The organism is Slackia isoflavoniconvertens, assembly GCF_003725955.1.
Classification (GTDB): Bacteria; Actinomycetota; Coriobacteriia; order Coriobacteriales; family Eggerthellaceae; genus Slackia; species Slackia isoflavoniconvertens.
Map to the genome: position 1 here is coordinate 108,861 of NZ_QIBZ01000006.1, position 25,680 is coordinate 134,540.

Below are 25,680 nucleotides of genomic sequence, written 5' to 3' on the forward strand. Positions count from 1 at the left end.
GCAACGTGAGAAGAGGCCATGGCAAACGACAATCAGAAAAAAGAGCCATTTGAAGAGGCGATTCTCGAGCCGAATTTGCTCAACGAAATCGCCCCCGAAACAGCTATGGAGCGACCCCATATCAAGGGGCGTTTGCTCAATGTCGTGCTGTGCATTTTCGCGTTCGGTATGCTCGTTGGTTACCTGTTTTTTGCGGGCGAGGGCGAAGACATGGCCAATGCCCTTTCGAGCATGCGCTGGCCGTGGCTCGTGCTTGCGGTGCTCATGGTTGTGGGCTACTGGTTTTTCGAATCGGTTTGCATGCAAATTTTTTCGCGTGACATGTTTCCGAAATTCCGTTTCCGCGATACGTTTTTGTGCACGATTATCGGCCAGTATTTCAATTGCATCACACCGCTATCGAGCGGAGGTCAGCCGTTTCAGGCGTATTACTACAACCGTTTCGGCATGCCGCTTTCCAAGAGCATGCCGATGCTCGTGAGCCGCTTTGTGACCTATCAAGTTGCGACGAGCGCTTTTTGTGCATTGGTGCTGTTGTTCCGCCTGCATTATTTCGTCGAAGAGAACTCTGCGCTCACCACGCTTGTCGTTATCGGCTTTATTGGCGGCTTGGGACTGCTTTTGATGCTGCTAGCCATCGCATTTTGGCGTAATGGCATCGTGAAACTCATGACCTGGGCGTTTAAGCTTGCGGGTAAGATGCATATCGTGAAAGACCCCGAAAAGCGGATTGTCGATACCACCAAGACTATCGACGACGCGTACAACGAGATGCGCTACATGATGAAAAAGCCGCGTCTGTTTGCGAGAAGCATCGCGGTTACGTTCGTCCAGCTGCTTGAGTTCTTTGCCATTAGCTACGTGATTATGCGCGGTTTGGGCTGCGACGGCGATTTCCTTACCGTGATTTCGTGCCAGGCGTTCGTGTACATGATTTCGTCGTTCGTTCCCACCCCAGGTGCCATGGGTGCTGCCGAAACGAGCTACGCGCTTTTCTTCAGCACGATTTACCCAAGCGCGTCGTTTGTCGCGCTCTCAACGTTCATTTGGCGTTTCCTTACATTCTATTTTCCCATTGTGACAGGTATGTTCGTTACGCTCGCCATGAATCGTGGCGATGCTGTGCGCGCCCAAGAGGCCAATAAGAATCTCGAATAAGAATAACGAGCGTTCGGGAATTGCCACGATGCCGCGCGGGGTTGCGGTTTGGGCTTTGAAGCTCGGCTGTATTGTGGCCCGGTCGTATCGCCAATGCACCCTTGACCGTCGATGACGATTTTCTTCGTTGATTTGCTCAATTCGCAAAGCGAGCGAATGCGGGCGAGGTCGGCGAAGGGCGTATCTGGTCGGAAACGACGAGTTGTGGGGCGCACCTTGTTTGCTGCTGCGGTAGTATGACGGCATTGCGATTCGTTTGTTGCCTGAAAGGGGCGCTTCATGAGCTTGGCCGATATTCTGCATATTGAAATCGTCGAAGATACCCCTGAGCGGTACGTCATGCATACACCTGTGACGGCAGATATGCTGCAGCGCCATGGCGTGATTCACGGCGGCATCAGCGCCTATTTGGCCGAGCACGCTGCAAGTGAATGCATTTCGGCGCATACTGACCCTGCGGTTTCGCATGCATTGGGCCTGGAGCTCACTACCACGCATCTGTTGCCCGTATATGAAGGCGACACCGTCGAAACTGTGGCCACGCCGGTGCGCGACGGCGGTCGCGTGCGCGTATGGAAGGTCGAGCAATTCCGCATGTCGGACGGCCAAATGTTCAACACGTCTCAAATGACGATGTATATGAAGAAGGTTAAGTAACTTTCGGCATGGTGCTGACGAGTCGGCGGGGCATATCGCGTGCGATTGGACTCGTTCATGCATGTGCTTATGGCTCGCGTTGGTGTTTCTGAGCGATTTCATCTCGAAGCGTATCGAACCTGTTAAACGCTACGAGCATTTAGCAGGTTCGGACGCCGCGTCGCGTCGAGGCCTCAAGTCGGCTCTTGCCCCAACCGCTCGCCGTGTAGCTTATGCACAAATAGAACCCCACTAGTTACATTTCGCTCCATTTCACTATAGTGATATGCGGCGGGTAGCAATTCCCGCTTGTTTTATCGCTAGGCAGGAGTGCTTATGGAACTGATAGTCTCGTTGATCATGGTGCCGTGCGTGGCGGCGCTGCTCATGCTCGTCGTGCGTGTCGATAAAGCTCGCGACGTGCTGTGCGTGGCGTCCGCTGCCGTTATCGCGCTGCTCTCCATCGCGTTCGCCGTCCAAAATTTGGGCGCGGGTTCGCTGTATTTCGACCTCCCCATGGAGTACAGCCACTTCCTTGCCGTAGTCAATATCGTCATCGATATCACGGTTGGCCTGTACATCGTGTGCTACTCGGTGAAGTATCGCCGCGTGCTGCCGCTCGTGCTGGCAATTGGTCAAATTCTTACCACGCTGTGGTTTGAATACAATATTCAGCGCGAGGTGCAGTTCGAAAGCCAAATGCATGTCGATTCGCTCGGCATCATTATGGTGCTCATCCTGGGCATCGTTGGCACGGGCATTTGCGTGTACGCGCTTGGCTACATGAAAGATTTCCAGGCGCATCACCCCGAGCAGAAAGACCGTCGTCCGTGGTTCTTCGCGCTCATGTTCGCGTTCCTTTCCGCCATGTACAACGTAGTGCTTTCCGACAACCTGTGTTGGATTTACACGGCTTGGGAAGTCACCACGTTGTGCTCGTTCTTGCTCATCGGCTTCACGAAGACCGAAGAAGCCATCAACAACGCATTCCGTCAGATCGTCATGAACATGTTGGGCGGCCTCGCGTTCCAAGCGGCGATTCTCTGGCTTGGTCTTCAGGGCGAGTCGCGCCTGTTCAGCGAGTTTTTGAAAACTGCTGCGAACGTGGCCGTCGCCGACCCCGCTGCGGCCGGCGTGTTCGTTTTGCCCGTGGCCCTGCTCGCGTTCGCCGGCATGACGAAGGCGGCGCAGATGCCGTTCCACACGTGGCTTCTGGGCGCTATGGTCGCGCCTACGCCCACCAGCGCGCTTCTGCATTCTTCCACCATGGTGAAAGCTGGCTGCTTCCTGCTTATCAAGCTCTCGCCGCTGTTCCTGGTTTTCCCCGTGGCGTCGGCCATGGTCGTGCTCATTGGCGGCCTCACGTTCTGCTTGGCTTCCTTCATGGCCATCTCGCAGAGCAACGCTAAGCGCGTGCTCGCGTACTCGACCATCGCTAACTTGGGCCTGATTGTCGCCTGCGCTGGTGTCGGCACGCCTGAAGCGGTGTGGGCGGCCATTTTCCTGGTCATTTTCCACGCTGTGGCGAAGTCGCTGCTGTTCCTTTGCGTCGGCACCGCCGAACATCATATCGGCAGCCGCGACATCGAAGATATGGACGGCTTGTTCGAGCGCATGCCGCGTCTGGCTCGCTTCATGATGCTCGGCATTATGGCTATGTTCGTGGCTCCGTTCGGTATGCTCGTTTCGAAGTGGGCGACGCTCGCGAGCTTCGCGTCTTCGGGCGAAGTGCTACTGCTCGTGCTGCTTGCATTCGGCAGTGCCGCGACGTTCATGTTCTGGGGCAAATGGTTCGGCAAGCTCGCAGGCATCGCTGCCCACGAGCAGAACGTTGAGCTTTCGGTCCATAAGAGCGAATGGTTCGCCCTCGCGCTTATGGCAGTGCTCACGGCGGGCGCCTGCATCTGCATGCCCACGCTGTCCAACCTGTTTGTCCAGCCGTACCTCGTCGTGACCTACGGTGCGCTCGGCGCGAACATCAGCGTCGACAACATGTACATCATGTCCATCATCGCGCTCGCGGTCGTGGTTATGCTCTTCGGCACGCTTGATATGTCGAAGTCGAAGAAGAAGACCGTGCCCGTGTACATGGCCGGTATTACCGTTGATTCCGACGAACGCCTCTTCCGCGGTTCGTTGGGCGGCGAAGTGAAGGCCACCTCGCGCAACTGGTACATGAATGAGCTCTTCGGCGAGAAGGTGCTCGATAAGCCTGCCACTATCGTGACTGCCGTGATCATGGTCGTGGGCCTGGTTGCAAGCCTTGCGGGTTCGCAGGTGGGCGCCGAGAACTTCGTTGGCACGTCGCTTGCCATGTACATGCCGCTTGCCACGATGAACGAGGGCTTGCTGCAAACGCTGCTCGGCATTGTGCTGTTCGCCATCGCCGGCCCCGTGGTTGGCTGCCTGCTCGCGGGCCTCGACCGCAAAATCACCGCTCGCATGCAGGGCCGTGTTGGACCTCCGTTGCTGCAGCCCTATTACGACGTGCGCAAGCTCATCGAGAAAGACGACGTGAGCGTGAACACTGTCGAAGGCACCTACATCACCTTCGCGCTCGTGCTCACGGTTATCGGTGGCGGCGTGTTCGTCGCGGGCGGCAACTTCTTGATGTGCGTCTTCCTCATCACGCTTTCGGCGCTGTTCTTCATCGTGGCTGCGTATTCTTCGCGCTCCCCGTATTCCGAGGTTGGCGCCGACCGCGAAACGCTGCAGGTCATGGCGTATGAACCCACGGTGCTCTTCGTTGCCGTGTGCATGTTCTTGGCTCTGGGCACCTTCGATGTGGCGGGCGTCGCGAACATCGGCCTTCCGATGATTGTCGTGTGCATTCCCGCATTCCTGGCGCTCATGTTCGTGCTTACCATTAAGCTGCGTAAGTCGCCGTTCGACCTGTCATACAGCCACCACGCGCACCAAGAGCTTGTGAAGGGCGTCACGACCGAAATGAGCGGTCGCACGTTGGCGAAAGTCGAGGTCATGCACTGGTGCGAGACCACGTTGTTCCTGGGTTGGGTCGCGATGTTCTTCATCTGGGACAACCCGGTATCTATCGTGCTCGCTGTCGCCGTGGCTGCGCTCGCGTTCTTCCTCGAGATCTTCATCGACAACAATTTCGCGCGTGTGAAGTGGCAGAAGTGCCTGAAGTGGGCATGGATCGTGGCGCTGGTGTGCGGTCTTGCCAACACTGCCTGGCTCGTGTTCGCCCTTATCGCGTAAAGGAGGCTCGCTTTGAGTAACGTTTCGAAATCTCCCTGGGTCATCCATTACGACGGCTCAAGCTGCAACGGCTGCGACATTGAGGTGCTTGCCGCGCTCTCGCCGCTCTACGACGCCGAACGTTTTGGCGTTGTGAACACCGGCAACCCGAAGCACGCCGACATTCTTTTGGTCACGGGTGCTGTGAATGCGCAGAATACTGAAGTGCTGCGCGAGATTTACGACCAGATGATTGAGCCGAAAGTCGTTGTGGCATGTGGCATTTGCGCCTGCTCGGGCGGCATTTTCCGCGATTGCTACAACGTCATTGGCGGCGTGGACCAGGCGATTCCCGTCGATGTGTACGCTCCCGGGTGCGCGATTCGCCCCGAGACCATCATCGACGCGGTGGTAGAGGGCATTGGCGTGCTGGAAGAGAAGCGCGCGAAGCTTGCGGAAGCTCGAAAGGGGGCTTAAGGGCAATGCAAATGGCTCAGCATTTCGAAGATATTTCGATTGACGATATCCTCAGCGTCGCAGAGCGCGAGCATGAAGCGCATTCTCGTTTCGTGCAGGTGCTTTGCATTAATGGCGAAGAAGGCATCGATCTGGTGTATTCCTATCAAAAAACGGCCGATCAGGGCTATGCGATGCATAACTATCGCGTGCATGGCGTGAAGCCCGAAACGCATATTCCCTCGGTTACGAAGTTCTACCTTGTCGCGTTTCCCTTTGAAAATGAGGCGCACGACCTGTTCGGCGTGCAGGTGGACGATATCGCCATCGACTTCAAGGGCGGCTTCTACAAGGTCGCCATGGATAAGCCCATGACGGTAATTTCTCCCGCTCAGAAGGCGGCGCGTGAAAAGGCTGCGAAATTGGCCGCTGCAAAGGCCGCCAAGGCTGCAAAGGCCGCTCAAGAGGCCGCCTCAAAAGCCAAAGCTGCGGCGGGCGAGGGCGTCCAGGCCGCACCTGCTATTGATTGGGAGGCCGAGCGCGCGAAGGTCGAGGCCAAGTGCGCGAATCTGACCGAAGACAAAGCTGCGAAAGTGATGGCAGCATTTGAAGCGAAGGTGTGCGCCGCTCAAGGCGACGCGTCTGCGAAAGGCGGTGAGTAGCATGGGCAAGGCGACCGTGATTCCTTTCGGCCCGCAGCACCCTGTGTTGCCCGAGCCTTTGCATTTGGATCTCGTGGTTGAAGACGAGCACGTTATTGAGGCTATTCCGCAGATCGGCTTCGTGCATCGCGGATTGGAGAAGCTCGTCGAGACGCGCGACATCCACCAGTTCATCTATGTTGCAGAACGCATTTGCGGCATTTGCAGCTTCGGCCACTCGCTCGGTTATGCCGAGACCGTCGAATCGCTCATGGGCGTGGAAGTTCCCAGGCGCGCGCAGTACCTGCGCGCGATTCTGCATGAGCTGTCCCGTGTGCATTCGCACCTGTTGTGGCTGGGCCTCGCCGCCGACGCCTTCGGTTTCGAGAGCCTATTCATGCATTGTTGGCGTTTGCGCGAGCGTGTGCTCGACATTTTCGAGGCCACCACGGGCGGCCGCGTGATTCTGTCGTACGTGCAAATCGGCGGCGTTGTGCGCGATATCGATGCCGACACGCTTCGTTGGATTTGCGACAAGCTCGATTCCATCGAGGGCGAATATAAGGAAATTTGCGCGACCTTCCTGAAGGATTCCTCGGTGCGCAGCCGTTTGGACGGGGTTGGCTACCTGAGCCAGCAGCAGGCTTCCGAGCTGTGCATGGTCGGTCCGTTCGCCCGTGCGAGCAATGTGCCGTACGATTGCCGCGTTTTGGGCCATGGCGCCTATGGCGAGCTGAGCGATTTCACGCCCATCACGTCTACCGGCGGCGACTGCCTCGCCCGCGTCGAGGTGCGTTGTGCGGAAGTGAACCAATCTATCGCCATCGTCAAAGAACTCGCCGCCAAGATTCCCAACGACGGCATCGGCGAGAAGAGCAAGCTCAAGCCTGCGGCCGGCGCTCAGGCGTGCAACGTGCTCGAGCAGCCTCGCGGCGAATGCTACTACTACGCGCTGGGCAACGGCACAGCGAACTTGGAACGCATGCGCATGCGCACGCCCACCACGCAGAATCTTGCCGGCATGGTGAAAGCGCTCGAAGGGTGCGATTTGGCAGATGTTCCTAATATCATTTTGACGATCGACCCATGTATCAGCTGTTCGGAAAGGTAGGGCAATGGGAAGCTTCAAACTGGGGAAGATGACCCTGCGCTCGCTGTTCGGCAAACCTGAAACGGTCATGTACCCGCTCGAAAAACGCGACATTCCCGCAGGCCATCGTGGCGTGGTGGAAATCGACATGGCAAAGTGCATTCTGTGCGGTATTTGCGTGAAACGTTGCCCGTGCTCGGCCATCGAAGTCGATAAGGCCGCCGGAACGTGGTCCATCAACCATTTCGGCTGCATTCAGTGCGACACGTGCGTGCGTGAATGCCCGAAGGGCGCGCTTTCCATGAGCATGGAATTTCCGCACGTTGCGCCCGTGAAAACGCGCCAGGTCGAAAGCAAGCCTGAGCCTACGCCCGAAGAGCTTGCCGCTGAAGCTGCCAAGAAGGCCGAACGCGAGGCGCGCATCGCCGCCGCGAAGGCTGCAAAGGCCGCGAAGGCTGCAAAGGCCGCTCAAGAAGTCGAAAGCGCGAAGGAATAACTCAAACGCCGCCCCCGATGATTCTTGAATCTCCGGGGCGGCTTGCGTTTGTTAAGACCGGAAGCGGCGCTTTCGGCAGATCCCGCTTTTCTTGAAGGCGTGGCTATGTAAGATTGGCGTCCCTCTCTTTCGCAATTCAGTTCAGAAGTTTTCCTGCACTAATTTCAACAGCTGTGTGCCAGATGTTTGAAAACGCGGTATAGTGCGTTTTTATTTGAAATCGCTTGTGTAGAATGATTTTCGCTCGCCACGGCGAGCTTATTTTGGTTTTCAGCAGTGGAAGTTGGACTATGAGCGACGAAAAAGAGAAACGACCTTCGTGGGATACGCCTGAAAGCGAAGTGACCAATCGCATTTTCACGGCGGCGAACGTGGTGTCGTTCATTCGTCTGTGCATGGTGCCCGTGTATTTGGTGCTGCTGCTTGATGGTCACGATATTCTGGCAACGTTCATTTTCGCGCTTGCCGCTTCCACCGACTTCATTGACGGCCAGCTCGCTCGTCGCACGCATACCGTCTCGAGGCTTGGCCGTCTGCTTGACCCCGCTGTCGATCGTGCGCTCATGGTGTTTGGCGTAGTTGGCCTGTTGCTTGTGGGGCGCCTGCCGGTATGGATCGTGGCGCTTGTGATCGCTCGCGACCTGCTGCTGATTGTTGGCGGCGCATACTTGGGCGCTCGCTACAAGGCGCGCGTTGCCGTTATTTTCCTCGGTAAAGTTGCTACCACGCTGCTGTTCGTGGGCTTTGCGGGCCTGCTTTTGAACTGGCCGCTCGTTGCGGGCCTTGCCGTGTGCGACTTCTCATGGCTTCCTGGCTTTAACGCCGAGCCGTGCTCGTGGGGCATTTGGTTCGTGTATGCCGGCCTCATTTTATGTATCTACACGACCACGGTGTATGTGCTTCGCGGCATTGCTGCCATGAATCAGGTTAAGGCCGAGCGCGCTGCCGAGAAGGCTCAGGCGGCCAAGGCGGAATAGGGGCCATCTGCGACGCGCGCAGGCGCTCTGGCGTGCTCTCCATTTCCTTAAAACAAAATCGTTCTTTATGCCGCGCCCCGAAGAGCGTGGCATTTTACTTTGATATTCAAAATTTCTCTTCATATGCATGCTTTAGTGCGCTAAAGTAATCGTCACGACTTTTTGGGTCGGGCGTCCCATGCGCTCGCCTGCTGTGAAGTCGCGAGGCTCTCCATAAGGAAGGACTTCCCGATGTCGAAGTACTATCAAGAAGAAATCGAGTGCATGGAGCACTCGAAGCTCGAGGAACTTCAGCTCGAGCGTTTGCGCGACGTTGCCGTTCGCTGCTACGAGAACATCCCTCTCTACAAGCAGCGCTTTGATGAGGCTGGCGTCGATCCGTACCATATCGAATCTCTCGAAGACATCAAGAAGTTTCCCTTTACCGTGAAGCAGGACATGCGCGACGCCTATCCGTTCGGTCTGTTCGCTGTGCCCCGCTCCGAATGCGTGCGCGTGCATGCGTCTTCGGGCACCACGGGCCAGGCGACCGTTGTGGGCTACACGAAAGATGACCTGCAGGTGTGGGGCGATTGCTTCGCGCGCGGCATTTACATGCTCGGCGGCGGAGAAGATTCCGTCGTGCAGGTTTCTTATGGCTACGGCTTGTTCACGGGCGGTTTGGGCGCGCATTTCGGCGCCGAAGCCGCGGGCGCCATGGTTGTTCCCATGTCCACGGGCAACACCAAGCGCCAAATTCAGATCATGAAAGATTTCGGCGTCACCATTCTGTGCGCGACGCCTTCGTATGCGCTGCTCATCGCCGATACCATTGCGGAAATGGGCATGAGCATGGACGAATTCAAACTCACCGGCGTCATCCTTGGCGCTGAGCCCTGCAGCGAAGCGACGCGCGACGAGATTCGCCGCAAGCTTGGCGTGCAGTACTGCGACGTGTATGGCCTTTCCGAAATCATGGGCCCGGGCGTTGCCATGGAGTGCTCCGAGGCGAACGGTTTGCACCTGTGCGAAGACCAGTTCCTAGCAGAAATCGTGAACCCCGACACCTTCGAGCCTGTGCCCGACGGCGAATTCGGCGAGCTCGTCATTACCACGCTCACGCGTCAGTGCACCCCGCTCATTCGCTATCGCACGCGCGACCTTACGCGCTTCATTCCGGGTGAGTGCGCCTGCGGCCGTACGCATAAGAAAATCGATCGCATCGTGGGCCGCACCGACGACATGCTCATTATTCGCGGCGTGAATGTGTTCCCGTCGCAAATCGAGCAGGTCGTGAACAGCTTCGACGAAATTACCCCGCATTACCAAATCGTGCTCACCACGAAGGGCACGCTCGACCAAATCGAGCTGCGCGTGGAAACCGCGCCCGACTTCCCGTTCGACGAGATTCGTGCGCTCGAAGATTTGAGGAAGCGTTTGGCGGCTGCCTTGAAGTCGAATTTGCAGATTGCTGTTAAGATTAAATTCTGCGAGCCGAAGACTATCGAGCGCAGTGAGGGCAAATCGAAGCGCGTTATCGATTTGCGCGAAGTGAAGCAGCAGAACTAACGAGGGGAGCACAATCATGATCGAACAGCTCACCGTTTTCATCCAAAACGAGAAGGGCCGCCTGTCTGGCCTGTGCCGCACGCTTGCCGATGCGAATATCAACATGCATGACCTTTTCATCGCCGACACGAGCGACTTCGGCGTCGTGCGCGTTTTCTGCGATACGCCCCAGGCCGCCGCGAAGGTGCTCGACGAAGCGGGCTTCCGTGCGAGCGTTACCAAGGTGCTCGCCGTGCGCGTTCCTAATGAGCCGGGCGGTTTGGCCCACTTGCTCGAGACCATCGAATCGATGGGCGCCAATATCGAATATGGCTATTGCTTTTCGCGTGGAGAGGCCACGGCCATTGACGTTTTGAAGGTTGTAGACGATACCGTTGAAGGCAAGCTTTCCGAAGCTGGCTTTGATGTCGTTTCTGCTGAGGAGGTCTATAAGCTTGATTAGGGCTTTAGCTCATCAACGCAATAGATTCGAAGCGCTCGCACCTGCGGGCGCTTCCGTTGTTTCGCGCGCGGGTCGCATTCTTGCGGCGTTCGTGCTCGCTGGCACGTTTGCGCTTTCTGCGCCCGCGGCCGCTTTCGCCGAGGTGCTCGAGAGCGATGAAATCGGCAACAAAACCGTTGCCGCGCGCGGCCTTTCTGCTGATGCGTGTCCCGATATCGAGGCGACGCACGCCATGCTCGTGGGCTCCGATGGCACCGTGTATTTTTCGCGCGATGTGAATGCGGAAGTAAAAATCGCGTCGCTCACGAAAATCATGACGGCAGTTGTGGCCCTTGAGAACGCGCCCCTCGACCTTACCGTGACGGTCGACAACGAAGCAGCCACGGTGGGCGAGTCGAGCGCGGGGCTTTTGGAAGGCGACACCATGTCGCTTGAGACGGCCCTGTATGCACTCATGGTTCCCTCGGGCAACGATGCGGGCATCGCCATTGCGAAGTCGGTCGGCGCCCATATGTCGGGCGACGCCGCGACGGGCTACGATACGTTCGTCGCCGCGATGAACGCGAAGGCCGCCGATCTGGGCATGTCCCATTCGGTGTACACGAACCCCCATGGCCTCGATTTCGATGCGTTCGGCGATGAAGATCTGCATTCGAGTGCACGCGACGTTGCGACGCTCGTGTCGTACGCCATGCAGAACGATACGTTCCGCGGCATCGTTGAAGCGGGCTCGACGACGATAACGGTCACGTCTGCCGACGGCACGGCGCGCAATGTTGCGCTACAAACCACCGATGAGCTCATGGGCGTGTACGACGGCATTTGCGGCGTGAAAACCGGAACGACCGACGATGCGGGCTACTGCTTCGCGGGCGCCGTTTCGCGCGATGCGGGCGAGCTCTACAGCGTGGTGCTCGATTCGCCGTCGAGCGACGAGCGCTTCAGCGATACCGTGGCGCTTATGGATTGGGCATATGCCAATATCGCACAACGCTCGCTGGTCAATAGCGACCAGTATGTGGAATATCTTGGCGCCCACGTGCCGCTCGTGGCCAAAGTGGCTCATAATGATTGGGTGGATGTCACCGTCGATGCCACCGTCGCCGATCCTGATTTGGCCTCGAACGTCTTTGCCGCGTTCGGCCCTGTTCAAGCGAAGGCGACGTTCAACGAGCTTTCCGGCGATGTGCATGCGGGCGATGTGATTGGCAGCCTTGTTTTCATGCAGGACGACAACCAAATCGCGCAAACGGGCATCATCGCTGCCGAAGACGTTGCCGCGCCGAATTTCTTCCAAGGTATCGGCGTTGGCTTCGATCGTTGGATTCGCTCGATTCAGCATCAGCCCACGGTGGCAGAAACGCAGGAATGCTATTACACGCAGGCTTTAAGCGATCGCTAGCGTGCGTTTGAGGAAACTATGCGCCGCCGCAGCGCCCGATGCGGTGTGAGAGATAACGAGGTGAACGCCATGACCGATGAGACCATGGGTACCGTTTTGCAGAACTGCCCGGTGTGCGGTGCGCCTGTCGCTGCCGACGCTACCGCGTGCGAGGCGTGCGGGTTCAAGCTGCTTGGCCGCACCCAGGCTTTCAAGCCGCTGAACATGCAGGCTCAGGCAAGCCCCGCGATGGCAAACCCTGCGCTGCTTTCGGAAGCAACTCTGAAAATCGTGAAGGGCCCGCAAATCGGCAGCTCATTCCGCCTGGCGGCCGATCGTCTTACCGTGGGCCGCAGTCCGCAGTGCGACATCTTCCTAAACGACATGACGGTTTCGCGCATGCATGCGACTATCGAGCGCACGCCGGCCGGCTTCCGCATTAGCGACGCCGACTCGTTCAATGGCCTGTGGGTAAACAACCTCAATGTGAAAGACGCTGACTTGCGCGATGGCGACATCGTTCAGATTGGCACGTTCTGCCTGATGTATTTGGCTACGCCAACCATGCGCTAGGCGTCCATGGGCCCGCCTAGCGGGCCTTTTTCTTATCGCGAAAGCGAGTTTTTGTACGACCCAAGGGGGATTGGATTTATGGAGCTTATTTCCGGCAACGAGGCGATTGCGCGCGGCGCGTGGGAGGCTGGCGCCACTATTGGCGTGGCATACCCCGGCACGCCTTCGACCGAAACCATGGAAACGTTCGCGAAGCAGCCCGGCGTATATGCCGAATGGTGCCCGAATGAGAAAGTCGCCGTGGAAGTTGGCTTGGGCGCATGCGCCGCTGGCCGCCGCGTGCTCTCGAGCATGAAGCACGTGGGCGTCAACGTGGCCGCCGACCCCTTGTTCACCGCTGCCTACACGGGCGTCAACGGCGGTTTCGTGATTCTCGCGGCCGATGACCCGGGCATGCATTCCTCTCAAAATGAGCAGGATTCGCGCTTTTATGCCCGCGCCGCGCATATTCCCATGTTTGATCCCGCCGATTCTTCCGAAGCGCTTGCCTTCACCAAAAACGCCTTCGAGGTGTCCGAGCGCTTCGATATGCCGTGCATGATTCGCTCCACGGTGCGCGTGTCTCATACGAAATGCCCCGTTGAGCTGGGCGAGCGTGTGGAGGTTGAGCCGAAGCCCTATGCGAAAGATGCTGAGAAGTGGGTCATGATGCCCGCATACGCCAAGCCGCGTCGCGTGTCGCTCGATGCGCGTGTGGCTGCTGTGACCGAGTATGCCGAAACGTGCGAATTCAACCGCATTGAGCGCAACGAGGGCGCAATCGGCGTTATTTGCTGCGGTGCAACCTACCAGCACGTGCGCGAGGCGCTGCCGCAGGCCGACATCCTGAAGCTTGGTATGTCATGGCCGCTTCCTCCGAAGAAGATTTGTGAATTTGCCGCTTCCGTCGAAAACGTGTACGTTATCGAAGAGGGCAGCGATTATTTGAGCGAAGGCGTGCGCGCCCTGGGCGTGCAGCTTTCCGAGCCTGAAGGTACGCTGTGCCCCGATGGCGAGCTTACCCCTGGCGCCATTGCAGTCGCCTTCGGCGCTCAGGCCCCCGAGCATGCCGAGATGCGCGACGACTTGCCAGGCCGTCCGCCGGCGCTGTGTCCTGGCTGCCCGCATCGCCTTGTGTTCCGCGAGCTTTCCCGTATGAAGGCCATCGTCACGGGCGACATTGGATGCTATACGCTCGGTGCGCTCGCCCCGCTTTCCGCGATGGACACTTGCGTCGACATGGGTGCGTCTATTTCAATGAGCCACGGCTTTGAGCTGGGCTTACAGGGCCGCGAGCATAAGCCCGTGGTTGCGGTTATCGGCGATTCCACGTTCGCGCATTCGGGCATCACGTCGCTTTTGAACACGGTGTATAACCGCGGTGCGGGCATCGTGTGCATTCTCGACAACCGCACCACGGCCATGACCGGCCACCAGGGCAATCCGGTGAACGGCATTACATTGCAGCATCGAGAAAGCCGCGAACTTGATTTGCCTGGTTTGGTGCGCGCGCTCGGCGTGGAAGACGTTGCCGTGGTGAACCCGATGGATTTGAAGGCCACTCGCGCGGCGTTGAAGGCCGCGGCTCAAAACGCCGACGAGCTTTCGGTGATTATCTTCTGCTCGCCGTGCGTGCTGCTTTCGAAAACCCATGAAGCCGCGCTTGTTGTGTCTTCCGATTGCCGTGCGTGCGGTGCATGCACGCTTATCGGTTGCCCTGCTATTTCTCGCGACGAAGACGGCAAAGCCCATATCGATGCCAACCTGTGCGTCGGCTGTGAGCAGTGCTCTCAGACGTGCGCGTTCGGTTGCATTGGCAAAGCGGAATAGGAAGGGCCGAAAATGAGCAACGATACGAAAACTGTGCTTCTGTCGGGCGTTGGCGGCCAGGGTGCTATTCTCGCTGCCGACATTTTGAGCCGTGTCGCCATGGCGTGCGGCCAGGACGTGAAGCTTTCCGAGATCCACGGCATGGCCCAGCGTGGCGGCGCCGTGACCACCGTGGTTCGTCTGGGCGATTCGGTGGCTTCGATGGTTGCCGACAAAGGCAGCGTCGATTACTTGGTTTCTTTCGAGAAGGTTGAGGCGCTGCGCAATATCGAGTTTCTCAAAGATGGCGGCGCGCTGCTCGTAAACGATGAGTTCATCAAGCCGCTGCCTGTCGCTACGGGTGCCGTGCAGGCTCCGAGCGGCGTTGTTGAATCGCTTGAGCAGGCGGGCGCCGTGCTGGTGCCGGCTGAGGCTTTGGCGAAAGAGGCGGGCAGCGTGAAGGCTGTGAACGTCGTGCTTTTGGGCGCGCTTTCCACGAAGCTCAGCTATGACGAGGCCACCTGGCTTTCTGTTATCGAATCTCGCGTTCCCGCTAAGTTCAAGGACGTGAATATCGCAGCCTTCAAACTTGGACGAAAGTTCGTGGAGGAATGCTCCGCATAAGGGTTTCCTCTTCAGGATTGGAGCGGCTGACATGCGTTTCCACTTCGGGCAGGTCCTGCTCGCTCGGACAGCCTACTATTGCCGCTCAGCTGCACGGAGCAGCAATGCGCCCGCTCGGGCGCAATTGAAGTGGGGTTTAAATGCCCACAGGACATTTAAACGTGCGGAATCTTGCGGATACGCACACCAGCCGCTCCAATCCCTGTTTAAACCAAAAAAGGATTGCTTGAAAGGGGAACTGTATGAGCATTTCTCAGATTGGCGTGTTCGTTGAGAACCATCCGGGACACGTGGCTCGCGTGCTCGACGCGTTTGTCGAGGCCGAAGTGCAGGTTCGCGGCTATTGCATGAGCGATACGGGCGACTATGGCATTGTGCGCTTCGTGGTTGATAACCCCGAAAAGGCGAAGCAGGTGCTGGCCGATATGGGCTGCGCCGTGGTCGCGAAAGAGGTTTTGTGCCTGCGCCTTCCCGACAGGCCGGGCGAGCTTGCCCGCATCATGGGCGTGTTCGCGAAGCTGAACATCAACGTTGAATACAGCTATTCGCTCGTTTCCACCTATATCGCCATTTCGGTGAAAGATTTGGCGGCGGCCGAAGAGGCTTTGAAGAAAGAAACGGTTGAGCTTATCGACCAGGCGCAACTTACTGCGCTCGTCGACCTCGATCGTAGCAATGCCCAGGAAGGCAGGTAGTTCCGTGGCAGACATGACCGTGAAGGGCGCCGCGCTGAAAGCGGCGGCCGAGGGGCGCTTCGATGAGTTGCCCATCCACAACCCGTCCATTGAGTGCGCGAGCCGTGAGCGCATCGAGGCTATTCAGCTCGCTCGTCTTATCGACCAGGTTGAATGGACGTATAACCGCGTTGCGTGGTATCGCGACAAAATGGACGCGATGGGCGTGAAGCCTTCCGATATCAAAACGTTGGCCGATGTGCGCAAGCTTCCCTTCACCGATAAGAACGCCCTGCGCGAGACGTTCCCGTATGGCCTGTTCGCCGAATCGCTCGACGATATCGTCGAATTGCATGCCTCTTCGGGCACCACGGGCAAGCCGATCGTCGTTGGTTACGACCGCGGCGACATGGATTTGTGGGCCGATTGCATTATGCGCTTGGTTCAAATGGCGGGCGTCGTGCCGAGCGACCGCGTGCAAATGGCATTCGGCTATGGCATGTTTACCGGCGGTTTTGGCCTTCATTATGGCCTGCAGCGCCTTGGATGCATGATGATTCCTGCGGGTTCGGGCAATACCGAGCGTCAGATTCAGATGATTCAAGACTACGGTTCTACGGTTCTCGTTGCCACGCCGAGCTACGCCATGCATGTGTGCGAAGTGGGCGAGAAGATGGGCGTCGACTGGGAGAAGAGCACTCTGCGCATCGGCCTGTTCGGTGGCGAGCCTTGCACGCCTGCCCTGAAGGCTGAAATCGAGAGCCGCATGCATATCGTGTGCACCGACAACTATGGCCTGACCGAGGTCATGGGCCCAGGCGTTTCGGGCGAGTGCCTCGCGAGCCGCGACATGCAGCATATCGCCGAAGACCACTTCCTGTGGGAGGTCGTCGACCCGAAGACTGGCGAGCCGGTGCCCGACGGCGAAGAGGGCGAGCTCGTGCTCACGCCGCTTGGCAAGCATGCCATTCCGGTGCTTCGCTATCGCACGCACGACCTTACGCGCGTCGTCAAGGAAAAGTGCGCGTGCGGCCGTACCACGGCGCGCATGCAGAAGGTGCGTAGCCGTTGCGACGACATGCTCATCATTCGTGGCACCAATGTGTTCCCGAGCCAGGTGGAAGACGTGCTTTCCACCATCGAGGGCGTTACGCCGCATTATCGCATCGTGGTCGATAACGAAACCGGCCTCGATCGCATGGTGGTGCATGTAGAGCTTAAGCCTGAAGCCTTCAGCGACTCCTTCGAGGAAATGGACGCATTCCGTCGCATGATCGAAGAGAAGCTCAAGAGCGTCATGCTTGTGGCTTCAAAGGTGAAACTCGTCGAGCCTGGCGGCATCGAGCGCTCCATAGGCAAGACGAAGCATGTGCAAGACTTGCGTATATAACCAATATTGATACATTCAAAGCGGGCCTGGAAAAGTATTTCTTAAGGCCCGCTTTCTATGGAGGGGCATTCGAAAGGGGTATTCACATGAATAATTTCACGTTCTGCGTTCCCACAAGGATTCATTTCGGCAAAGGCCAAATCTCGCATTTGAGCGAACTTGCGGAAAGCGGCTCGAATGTACTGCTCGTCTATGGCGGCGGCTCCATTAAGAAGAGCGGCCTGTATGACGAGGCCACGGTGATTCTCGCTGATGCGGGTTTGCATGTGGTGGAGCTCTCGGGCATTGAGCCGAACCCGCGCATCGAGTCGGTTCGCGAGGGCGCACGCCTGTGCAAGGAGCACGCGATCGACATGGTGCTCGCCGTGGGCGGCGGTTCGGTTATCGATGCGGCCAAGGTTATCGCGGGTGCTGCGAAATACGACGGCGACGCGTGGGACCTGGTGCTCGATCGCACGAAAATCAAGGCCGCGTTGCCCGTGTATTCCGTGCTCACGCTTGCGGCTACGGGCTCCGAGATGGACCCGTTTGCCGTTATTTCCGATTTGAGCAAAAACGAAAAGTGGGGAACCAGCTCGCCCCTGTTCGTGCCGAAGATGTCGGTGCTCGACCCCACGTATACGTTCTCGGTCTCGAAGAAGCAAACGGCCGCTGGCACTGCCGATATGATGAGCCATGTGTTCGAAAGCTACTTCACCAATGTTGAAGGCGCCACATTGCAGGCGCATATGAGCGAGGCTCTTCTGAAAACGCTCGTGCATTATGGCCCCATTGCGCTGGCTGAACCTGATAACTACGATGCCCGTGCGAACCTCATGTGGTGCGGCTCGCATGCGATTAACGGCTTGCTCGACAGCGGCGCCGAGGTGGCGTGGTGCGTGCATCCCATGGAACATGAACTTTCGGCGTTTTATGACATTACGCACGGCGAAGGCCTGGCCATTCTGACGCCGGTGTGGATGAAACACGTGCTCGCGAAAGACCCGAGCAAGGCAGCCGCGTTCGCCGAATACGGTCGTGCGGTGTTCGGCATTGCCGAGGCCAATGATGCTCAGGCGGCAGCTGCCGCTATCGAGCGCACCGAGGATTTCCTGTTTAACCAGATGGGCCTGCCTTCGAAGCTGCATGAGGTCGGCATCGAGGACGAAGAGAATTTCGCCGCAATGGCGAAGAAGGCCGCTGCTGGGTGCGTGGGCAGCTTCGTGCCGCTTGAGGAAAACGACATCGTGGAAATCTACCGCGCAGCGCTGTAGGCGAATTTTTGCGAGGGCGTGCTTTATTCGGATGGCACGCCCTCGAGTGCTATTCTGTAGAACATGGAAAACAGCAACGTACATATCAAAGGCCGTTTCGCGCCTTCGCCCACGGGCCGCATGCACGCGGGCAATATTTTCTCGGCGCTTGTGGCGTGGCTTGTGGCGAAGTCTCAGGGCGGCACCATGGTGCTTCGCGTGGAAGACTTGGACCGCGAGCGTTCGAAACCCCAGTTCATCGATGCGGTTCAGCGTGATTTCGAGACGCTGGGCCTTACGTGGGACGAAGGCCCCTATTTTCAGCATAATCGCGACGAGGCCTATCAGGCGGCGTTCGATTCGCTCGTTGAGCGCGGCTTGGTATACCCGTGCTTTTGCACGCGCGCCGATTTGCATGCGGCTTCGGCGCCGCACCATGGCGAAAAGCTCGTGTATGCGGGCACGTGTCGCGCCCTGTCTGCTGAACAGCGTGCAGAAAAGGCGGCCGTGCGCAAGCCTGCGATGCGGCTTGTTGTGCCCGATGAAACCATCGCGATAGACGATTTGATTCAAGGCCGCTTCGAGCAGAACCTCGCGCACGATTGCGGCGATTTTCTCATTCGTCGAAGTGATGAGGCATTCGCGTATCAGCTCGCCGTGGTGGTTGACGATGGCGAGCAGGGCGTGAACAGCGTGGTGCGCGGCATGGACCTGCTGTGCTCGAGCCCCCAGCAGCGCTACCTGCAAGGTTTGCTCGGCTTGCCGTATGCGCAGTACGCCCATGTTCCGCTGGTGGTGGGCGAGCGAGATCGCCGCCTGTCGAAGCGCGATCACGATGCCGCGCTTGATTCTCTGCTTGAGCGCTTTAAAACACCCGAGGCGATTGTCGGCCACATCGCGGGCATCACGGGCTTGGCTCCGACCTGCGACCCCGCAACCCCCGAAGAGCTGCTGCAAACATTCAGCCTGGGTGGCCTGCGGGAAAAACTCCCCGATCTTGTTCAAATTCAGTGGCGGTAGAGCTTGGCTTCACGGTTTTTGCGGTTTACGGAAGCGTTTCGTAGTCGGCCGTATATCTGTGAAGCGTTGTATGTATCCGATGGCACGGTAAAGACCCATATCTCGCATATCTATCGCAAATTCGACGTGCATGGACGTCAAGAGCTGCTCGATGCCGTGCAAAGCGAACTCGCTCATTTTGAGCCAACTGAATTCATCGATATCGAGAATTAATCGAAGCCGAATAAAACGGCTGTGTTGCGACGTATTTAGGGTAACTCATGCACGGACGATGCATTGAGCGACAATTTACGCCGTAAAGCGCCCTGCTCGATTTCCGCGTTATCTACTTTACAGCGTAAAACAAACTCCTGAACTGGCAAGAATCGATGCCGCGTAAAATGCGCCCAAAGCGATGTTCAAGCTGCAAATCTGAGCCATGGCGCCAATGCGCGAGTGCGAATTGAGCGGGTTGGCGAACAGCGCCTTCAGCAGCGGAATGGCGGCGAGCAGCATGAACGGCACCACGATGAGGCCGCCCGTGAAAAACGCGCCTACGATCACCATGATCGCCGCAAGCCACGCCACTACGAGCGCGTGGTGGGCATTGCGTGCCTTTTCGCGACCGAGTTTCGCGGGCAGCGTTTGGCGGCCAACGGGAATGTCTTTCTCAATGTCGCACGTGTTGTTCGTCATCATAATCAGGCCCACGCCAATAATCTCGGGCACCGCCCACAGCAGCATGAGCCAATTCAAATCGCCTGTGAGCGCCTGGTAGCATGCGAGCGGAATAAGGCCGCCCATAACGCCGCCGCTCACGGCTTCGCCAATGGGCAGGTAGGAAACGGGCGTTTTGCCTGCGGAATACACCACCACAAACACGGCGCCCACAACGCCAATCGCCAAAGGAATCCATCCGGCCTGCCAAATAACGTAGGCGCCCAGAAGAAACGCCGCCACCAAAAACCCAATGCCCAGCCGCAGTGCGCACGCGGGGTTCACGTTGTTGTACACGAGCGTGGCGTCGCTTACCTCAACGTCGTCGTCGGCCGAGTCGGTGCCTTTCACAAAGTCGTAGTAGTCGTTGAACGTGTTTACCGATGCCTGCATAAGAATGCAAATCGCGAGCAGCACGCACGCCATGATCGGCGAAATCGCGTGTCCCGTTGCCGCTGCGGCGTTCGTTGCCACGAGTGCGGGCAGAATCGCTGCCGGCCAGGTGTGCGGAGCGGCCAGTTGCACAGCCATTTTCACGGTGAATTTTTGGTATTCGGGTTTGGTGCTGCTTTCCACGGTCTCTTCTTTCGAGGTCTTTTTAGTTCTTCTTGCGCGCGCTTTGCGCGTCGTCGCGTTCGGTGTCGATGAACGGCACGGCTTCCTTCATGCGCTCAATCGTTGCGCCCAGGCGTTCGCGCAGCGTGTGACCGGCCACATCGCCCAGATTCTTGATTGCATGCGCCATGACTTCCTTGGTTTGGTCGTCAAGGTTTCTGCCGTCGCGCATGAACGTTGCCATATTCGACATGAAGCTGCTCTGGAAATCGGCCCAGCTTTTCGCGTCACTCGAGGTAATAAGGTCGTACATCGTGTCGATGAATACTTCGCGCTCGTGCTGGGAGCAGCTGCGCAGCCAGCGATCAAGCGTGATGTCGAACATTTTCGCGCTGTTGTTCAGCGTGCGCTGCGTGCTGAAGTCGCACCCGTCCACAATCCAGGTGAATGGCACATGCTGGAAGAAGCCCATCGCGTTCGACTGCACGATGCGGAAGTCGTCGCGGCTTTCCAGAATCATCCCGAATACGGAAGACTCAGGCACGGTTTTGTCGAGCTTCGCCTGGAATTCGGGCTCGTCGATGCGCGGCGAGGGCGCTTCCAGAAAACTCGGGCCATCGTGGTTGAACACGCGCTTGATGCGCGCGTAGCCGCCCTCGTCGATGGTAAGCGCGGCGAATTCGGCGAGGTTACCGCCTTTCGAGTGGCCGCCCACATATATCGGCATATCGCCGGGCAGCGCCGAAAGCACGCCCGACACGTATGCCGTGGCGGTTTTCTGCGAAGGAATCACAGGCATGTAGCTCAGGTTGAAGTCTTCCTTCCAGCCTGCGATGGTGCCGTCGGTTCCGCGGAACGCCAGGTAGGCCAAAGGCGCGCCGTCCTTCCCGCCTACGGTGAATGTGCACGCGCAGAACTGCTTCTCTATGATTTCGGCGGTTTCGTTTGCGAACAGGCTTACGCTTAAATCGGCATAGCGACGGCTGCATGCGAGCGCGCGCAGAAAGTCGGGCAGTTCTTCGGCATCTTCGAGCCAGCCGCCCGAGAGCATGCTTCGCAGCGGCGTGAAGCGAAGAATGTCGATGACGGGCACGCATTCTGCGCCATGCACGTTTCCATAGCGGTATTCGTCGAGGTTCAAATACACGAGCGACGAAAGCACGAGACTGTCGACGGGGCAGAACGGCACTTCAATAAAGCTTTCCTGCGTCTCGCGCAAGAAATCGGCCATGAATTTCTGCGTCTTTTGCTTGGGTGCCATCGAGCGCATCGCTCGGGCGTTTTCGCTCATTATTTCGGGTGTTTCCATGAGCTGCTCCTATTCGCGCGATCGCAGGTTGGCGGCGGTTTTTTCGGCCAAGTCGAGCAGCTCTTGGCGGCTGTGCACGCCGCATTTTGAGTAAATGCGGCGAAGGTGCGTGTCGGCGGTGCTTTTGGCGATGAACAGCTCCTGCGCGATTCTCTCGTTGGTGCGGCCGCGCAGCGCGAGTGAGAGCACCTCGGTTTCGCGCGCCGAAAGCGCCGCAGCTTGGGCGATGGCCTTTTTCACATCTTCGGTATTGTCGACGGCGGCGTCAACAACACGGGAAAGCGCGCTGAAATCGCGCTCGGTGAACAGAAACACGTAGGCGCACACCATGGCGAGGCCCGCGGTGGCCATGGCGGCATAGGGTGTGGTGTTTAGCGAATTCATAGCGTCGAGGCCGTTTGCGAGGATAATGCCGAGTGCTTCGCCGCCGTAGAGCACGGCAAACCCTTGTGCGAAGGCGAGCGCGCAGCTTGTTCCTTCGAGCTGGGCGCTCGCGCAGAACAGCGATGCGAAAGCTGCACACAGGCCCAGGTAGCCTGCAAGCACAATGGCGTCGCCCGTGATATCGACATTCACGAGCACGGGCGCAAACAAAAAGCCGGCGAGCATGAGCGTGAACGCGATGCGGTAGCTCGCCGAGAATGTATCGCGCTCACCTGAGGTGCGCAGCGTTTCCAAAACGCCGCCGCAGAACAGAGCCACGATGAACATGGCATAGGGGAGCGTGGGCGTGGAAAGCGAGCCGGGGTCGCTTCGGTAGGTCTCAACGAAGCCCGCGGCCAAGCCAAAGATAAGAGCACCTGCGAGCATGCGAGCGGAAAGCGTGCGAGCGCGAGCTGGTTTAATGGGGGTGGGGTGCATCGTTTCCGACGTGGCGCCGCTTTGCTCGTGTCGGGCGATTTCCATGAACGCCACGCCCGCGAATGGCAGCACGCACCGAAGTGCCAAACCGATTTCCTCTTGCGCAAACCACAGCGCGAAGCAACATGCCGCGGCAATGCCCGTAGCGGCGAAAATTTCGGTGGCGGCGAGGCGCGGCGGGTTTGCGCCGAGCGTTTTGCCCCAGGCCATAAGCGTGAGCGCCATAGGAGCGCCAATGAGCAGGCCTTCTGCGGCAACTTCGGCTGCGGTGGTGCCAGGCGCGGCCGAAATGGCGGCTCCGGCGCTCATGAACGCCGCGAACGCGGCAAGCGTGCCGCTGCGCGACAGGGCTCGCTCGGCCACGTCGGGCGCGAGGCGCTCGCCAATGAAGGCTGCGACCATGAACGCGAGCGTAAGCAGCAATTCTGCACGTTCCACAGAAAAGGGACCGAGTTGCATTTGATGGTTCGTGCCCAAATAGAATGCGGCGTATACAAAGCCCTGGTAGCATGCGAAGCCGGCGATGCGCGCCCATGACGGCTTCGGGATATCTTCTTGGGTTTTGCTCACGCGCGCGCCTTCCTGAATATGCTTATAGGGAGCTTTTATAATAGCGCGACCGCCCGCCAGATATGGTGCGCTTTGGGAGAATGCGCACGCGTTTCACGTTGCTTCGGGTGCTTGTCGTATGCTAGGCGCGTATACGACAGAAAGAAGGAAGAGCTCATGCCCACTAACGCCCAGCTCACCGATGAATACCTCGCGCTTGTTGCTGAACGTGGCGGCGACGCGCAGGGCCGCCTTGCCGCGCGCGAGCACATGAACAATTCGACGGCGATTTACCACCACGAGGTTGTCGACTCGTCGTACGTGCCGCGCCTGTATAGCCGCGAGACGCACGAGCGTTTTGCGTATATCGCCGAAACCACCTATTCGATTTTGTCGAAGGTCATGCGCGAGTATTTGGAAAACCCCAGCTATCGTCACGTATACGATATCGATCCGCGCTTGGTGGAGCTTATTTTGCTGCCGCGCGGCTACGACGCGCTGCTGCCGTTTGCGCGCGTGGACTTATTCCTGAACGAGGATGACATGTCGGCGCAGTTCTGCGAATTCAACGCCGACGGTTCTTCGGGCATGAACGAGAATCGTGAAATCACCGCGAGCATCGCGAATTCCGAGCCCTTCAAGGCGTTCGCCGCTGCCCACCAGGTTCGTACGTGCAACGAAGAGCTGTTCGCCGGATGGGTCGACGAGTTCCTCAAAATCTACGACACCTACGATTCGAAGGTCGCCAATCCGCATGTCGCAATCGTCGACTTTTTGGAAAACGCCATTACCGAAGAGTTCATGATTTTCGCCGGCCTGTTCGCTGAACGCGGCATTGAGTGCTCGGTGTACGACGTGCGCGATTTGGCGTTCGAGAACGGCGAGCTTATTGGCAAGAAGGCGTTCTATGGCCGCGACAATGCGAAAATCGACGCCATTTGGCGCCGCAGCGTGACCAACGACATCATCGACAACTGGGAGGCGTCGCAGGCGCTTATCTCGGCCGTGCGCGAGCGCAAGGTGGCGCTCATCGGCAGCTTCGCGGGCCATTTGGTGCACGACAAACAGATTTTCCAAGTGCTTCATATGCCCGAAACCCAAGCGCTGCTCACCGACGAGGAAAATGCCTTCGTGCGCGATACGGTGCCGTTCACCTCGTTTTTGACGAGCGACGTGGTGGCCGAACGCAACGTGAAGGCTACGCGCGAAAACTGGATTATCAAGCCGACCGACGCATACGGCTCTAAAGACGTGTTCGCTGGTTCGAATTACACCGATGAGCAGTGGGTCGAAATCGTCGACACCCACGTTGATAGCAAGGCGGGCGCACCGTTTTTGGTCCAGCGCTACTGCACGCCGTTCAAAACGCTTGCCATTCCGTTGTATGGCACCGAGGCCGATGCCACGGTAAAGCCTTTGCCGTATAACAATATGGAGGGCCTCTACATTTACAACGGCCGCTTCACCGGCGTATTCAGCCGACTGGGGCCTGAGCCGGTTATTTGCAAGAAGACGCACGGCATTACCGCCGCGACCATTTGGGTGGATGAATAGCATGGCGAAAAGTGAGTCTTCGTCGCGCATCGTGACGAGCGTTGTGGCCGTGATTTCGGCGGCGGCATTGGCCGTGAGCCTTATCGCGGCCGGCTTTGCGGCGTGCGCTGTGCCCGATGTTTCCACCAAGGCGCTCGCGAGCGTTTATTCGACCGACGGCGCCTCGCCGTTCACGAAAGACGAGCTCGTCGCGGCCGCGGTGCAAACGAAACACTACACCATCGACGACAACGATAAGGCTGCGGTGTACGCCACCATCGCCGCGATCAACGCGCAAGAGGCGCTCTCCGGCACGGCTGGCAAGGGTGCTCCGAAAATCGATGCGACGGCGAACTATGCCGCAGGCGAGCTTTCTGGCGAGCAGGTCGCGGCGCTTGAGACGGCATTCGACGCGGCGAGCGAGCGCTACGTGCTCACGCCCGACGCCGTAAGCCATCTCGACGACGTGTTCGGCGTGGTGCAGGCTGCGAAATGGTGGCTTCTTGCCGCCGTGGTAGCCGCGTGCGTTGGCTGCACGGCTACGGCGTTTCGCGGCGGAAAGAGCCTGCTCGGGCGTGTGCTTGCAGGTGCGGGCGTTTCCGTTTTGGCGTTGTTCGCGCTGCTCGCGGCGTGGGTTGCTATCGATTTCGACGGCTTCTTCGCGCAATTCCACTCGCTGTTCTTCGCGGCCGGCACATGGACTTTCAGCTGGGATTCTTTGCTCATTTGCATGTACCCGCCTGAATTTTGGGTGGGCATGGGCGCTATTTGGCTCGTGGTCACGGTTGCGTGCTGCGTTGTTTGCATTACTATAGGAAGGCTGCTGCGCAAAGGGTCAACCCAAAAGCGCTAA

At 58.3% G+C, this 25,680-nt stretch carries 24 protein-coding genes; 21 read left to right on the top strand and 3 right to left on the bottom strand.

Annotated elements, in window-relative coordinates:
• The first annotated feature begins 18 nt into the window (after positions 1–18).
• From DMP05_RS04695 to DMP05_RS04785, 19 genes are all read left to right on the top strand, one after another.
• Entirely contained in the window at positions 19–1,158 is a 1,140-nt protein-coding gene (locus DMP05_RS04695) for a lysylphosphatidylglycerol synthase transmembrane domain-containing protein (protein WP_123219389.1), read from the top strand.
• A gap of 279 nt (positions 1,159–1,437) precedes the next feature.
• Entirely contained in the window at positions 1,438–1,815 is a 378-nt protein-coding gene (locus tag DMP05_RS04700) for a PaaI family thioesterase (RefSeq protein WP_123219390.1), read from the top strand.
• Positions 1,816–2,130: 315 nt separating this feature from the next.
• The gene (locus DMP05_RS04705; protein WP_123219391.1) at positions 2,131–5,013 is read left to right on the top strand and encodes a proton-conducting transporter transmembrane domain-containing protein; all 2,883 of its coding nucleotides are present in this window, start codon (positions 2,131–2,133) and stop codon (positions 5,011–5,013) included.
• A 12-nt stretch (positions 5,014–5,025) separates the two neighbouring features.
• Entirely contained in the window at positions 5,026–5,469 is a 444-nt protein-coding gene (locus tag DMP05_RS04710) for an NADH-quinone oxidoreductase subunit B family protein (RefSeq protein WP_123219392.1), read from the top strand.
• An 11-nt stretch (positions 5,470–5,480) separates the two neighbouring features.
• Positions 5,481–6,110: an NADH-quinone oxidoreductase subunit C gene (locus DMP05_RS04715; RefSeq protein WP_123219435.1), complete on the top strand. Its 630-nt coding sequence runs from the start codon at positions 5,481–5,483 to the stop codon at positions 6,108–6,110.
• Between the two features lies 1 nt (position 6,111).
• Complete coding sequence (locus DMP05_RS04720; RefSeq protein ID WP_123219393.1) at positions 6,112–7,200, top strand: hydrogenase large subunit; 1,089 nt, start codon at positions 6,112–6,114, stop codon at positions 7,198–7,200.
• 4 nt (positions 7,201–7,204) lie between these two features.
• Positions 7,205–7,675, top strand: a complete 471-nt coding sequence (locus DMP05_RS04725) for a 4Fe-4S dicluster domain-containing protein (RefSeq protein WP_123219394.1) — start codon at positions 7,205–7,207, stop codon at positions 7,673–7,675.
• Between the two features lie 290 nt (positions 7,676–7,965).
• Entirely contained in the window at positions 7,966–8,652 is a 687-nt protein-coding gene (locus DMP05_RS04730) for a CDP-alcohol phosphatidyltransferase family protein (RefSeq protein WP_123219436.1), read from the top strand.
• 231 nt (positions 8,653–8,883) lie between these two features.
• On the top strand, positions 8,884–10,200 hold the full coding sequence (locus tag DMP05_RS04735) for a phenylacetate--CoA ligase family protein (protein WP_123219395.1): 1,317 nt from the start codon (positions 8,884–8,886) through the stop codon (positions 10,198–10,200).
• Positions 10,201–10,216: 16 nt separating this feature from the next.
• Positions 10,217–10,642, top strand: coding sequence for an amino acid-binding protein (locus DMP05_RS04740; protein WP_114615045.1), 426 nt, complete (start codon positions 10,217–10,219; stop codon positions 10,640–10,642).
• Positions 10,635–12,044 (top strand): D-alanyl-D-alanine carboxypeptidase family protein, encoded by a 1,410-nt coding sequence (locus DMP05_RS04745; RefSeq protein WP_161957470.1) that lies wholly within the window; start codon positions 10,635–10,637, stop codon positions 12,042–12,044. The genes DMP05_RS04740 and DMP05_RS04745 overlap by 8 nt, the downstream gene beginning before the upstream one ends.
• Before the next feature lie 69 nt (positions 12,045–12,113).
• A complete protein-coding gene (locus DMP05_RS04750) occupies positions 12,114–12,596 on the top strand; it encodes an FHA domain-containing protein (RefSeq protein ID WP_244595051.1) in 483 nt (160 codons plus the stop codon).
• Between the two features lie 78 nt (positions 12,597–12,674).
• A complete protein-coding gene (locus DMP05_RS04755; protein ID WP_123219397.1) occupies positions 12,675–14,405 on the top strand; it encodes a thiamine pyrophosphate-dependent enzyme in 1,731 nt (576 codons plus the stop codon).
• A gap of 12 nt (positions 14,406–14,417) precedes the next feature.
• On the top strand, positions 14,418–15,008 hold the full coding sequence (locus DMP05_RS04760; RefSeq protein ID WP_123219398.1) for an indolepyruvate oxidoreductase subunit beta: 591 nt from the start codon (positions 14,418–14,420) through the stop codon (positions 15,006–15,008).
• 242 nt (positions 15,009–15,250) lie between these two features.
• Complete coding sequence (locus tag DMP05_RS04765; protein WP_123219399.1) at positions 15,251–15,703, top strand: amino acid-binding protein; 453 nt, start codon at positions 15,251–15,253, stop codon at positions 15,701–15,703.
• 13 nt (positions 15,704–15,716) lie between these two features.
• Positions 15,717–17,072, top strand: coding sequence for a phenylacetate--CoA ligase family protein (locus tag DMP05_RS04770; RefSeq protein ID WP_244595052.1), 1,356 nt, complete (start codon positions 15,717–15,719; stop codon positions 17,070–17,072).
• Positions 17,073–17,158: 86 nt separating this feature from the next.
• Positions 17,159–18,325, top strand: coding sequence for an iron-containing alcohol dehydrogenase (locus DMP05_RS04775; protein WP_123219401.1), 1,167 nt, complete (start codon positions 17,159–17,161; stop codon positions 18,323–18,325).
• 63 nt (positions 18,326–18,388) lie between these two features.
• Complete coding sequence (gene gluQRS, locus DMP05_RS04780) at positions 18,389–19,324, top strand: tRNA glutamyl-Q(34) synthetase GluQRS (RefSeq protein ID WP_123219402.1); 936 nt, start codon at positions 18,389–18,391, stop codon at positions 19,322–19,324.
• A gap of 66 nt (positions 19,325–19,390) precedes the next feature.
• The gene (locus tag DMP05_RS04785; RefSeq protein ID WP_244595043.1) at positions 19,391–19,537 is read left to right on the top strand and encodes a helix-turn-helix transcriptional regulator; all 147 of its coding nucleotides are present in this window, start codon (positions 19,391–19,393) and stop codon (positions 19,535–19,537) included.
• Between the two features lie 117 nt (positions 19,538–19,654).
• Here the strand turns inward: DMP05_RS04785 and DMP05_RS04790 are convergent, their stop codons facing one another.
• From DMP05_RS04790 to DMP05_RS04800, 3 genes are all read right to left on the bottom strand, one after another.
• Positions 19,655–20,551 carry a prenyltransferase gene (locus DMP05_RS04790; protein WP_123219437.1) on the bottom strand — a complete coding sequence of 299 codons (897 nt, stop codon included), beginning with the start codon at positions 20,549–20,551 and terminating at the stop codon, positions 19,655–19,657.
• Between the two features lie 67 nt (positions 20,552–20,618).
• On the bottom strand, positions 20,619–21,806 hold the full coding sequence (locus DMP05_RS04795; protein WP_244595044.1) for an Mbeg1-like protein: 1,188 nt from the start codon (positions 21,804–21,806) through the stop codon (positions 20,619–20,621).
• Positions 21,807–21,893: 87 nt separating this feature from the next.
• A complete protein-coding gene (locus DMP05_RS04800) occupies positions 21,894–23,315 on the bottom strand; it encodes a helix-turn-helix transcriptional regulator (protein ID WP_123219405.1) in 1,422 nt (473 codons plus the stop codon).
• A gap of 156 nt (positions 23,316–23,471) precedes the next feature.
• Here DMP05_RS04800 and DMP05_RS04805 point away from each other — a divergent pair, with 156 nt between their 5' ends.
• Together DMP05_RS04805 and DMP05_RS04810 are read left to right on the top strand one after the other, a co-directional pair.
• On the top strand, positions 23,472–24,848 hold the full coding sequence (locus DMP05_RS04805; RefSeq protein WP_123219406.1) for an ATP-grasp domain-containing protein: 1,377 nt from the start codon (positions 23,472–23,474) through the stop codon (positions 24,846–24,848).
• 1 nt (position 24,849) lies between these two features.
• On the top strand, positions 24,850–25,680 hold the full coding sequence (locus DMP05_RS04810) for a lipoprotein intramolecular transacylase Lit (RefSeq protein WP_244595045.1): 831 nt from the start codon (positions 24,850–24,852) through the stop codon (positions 25,678–25,680).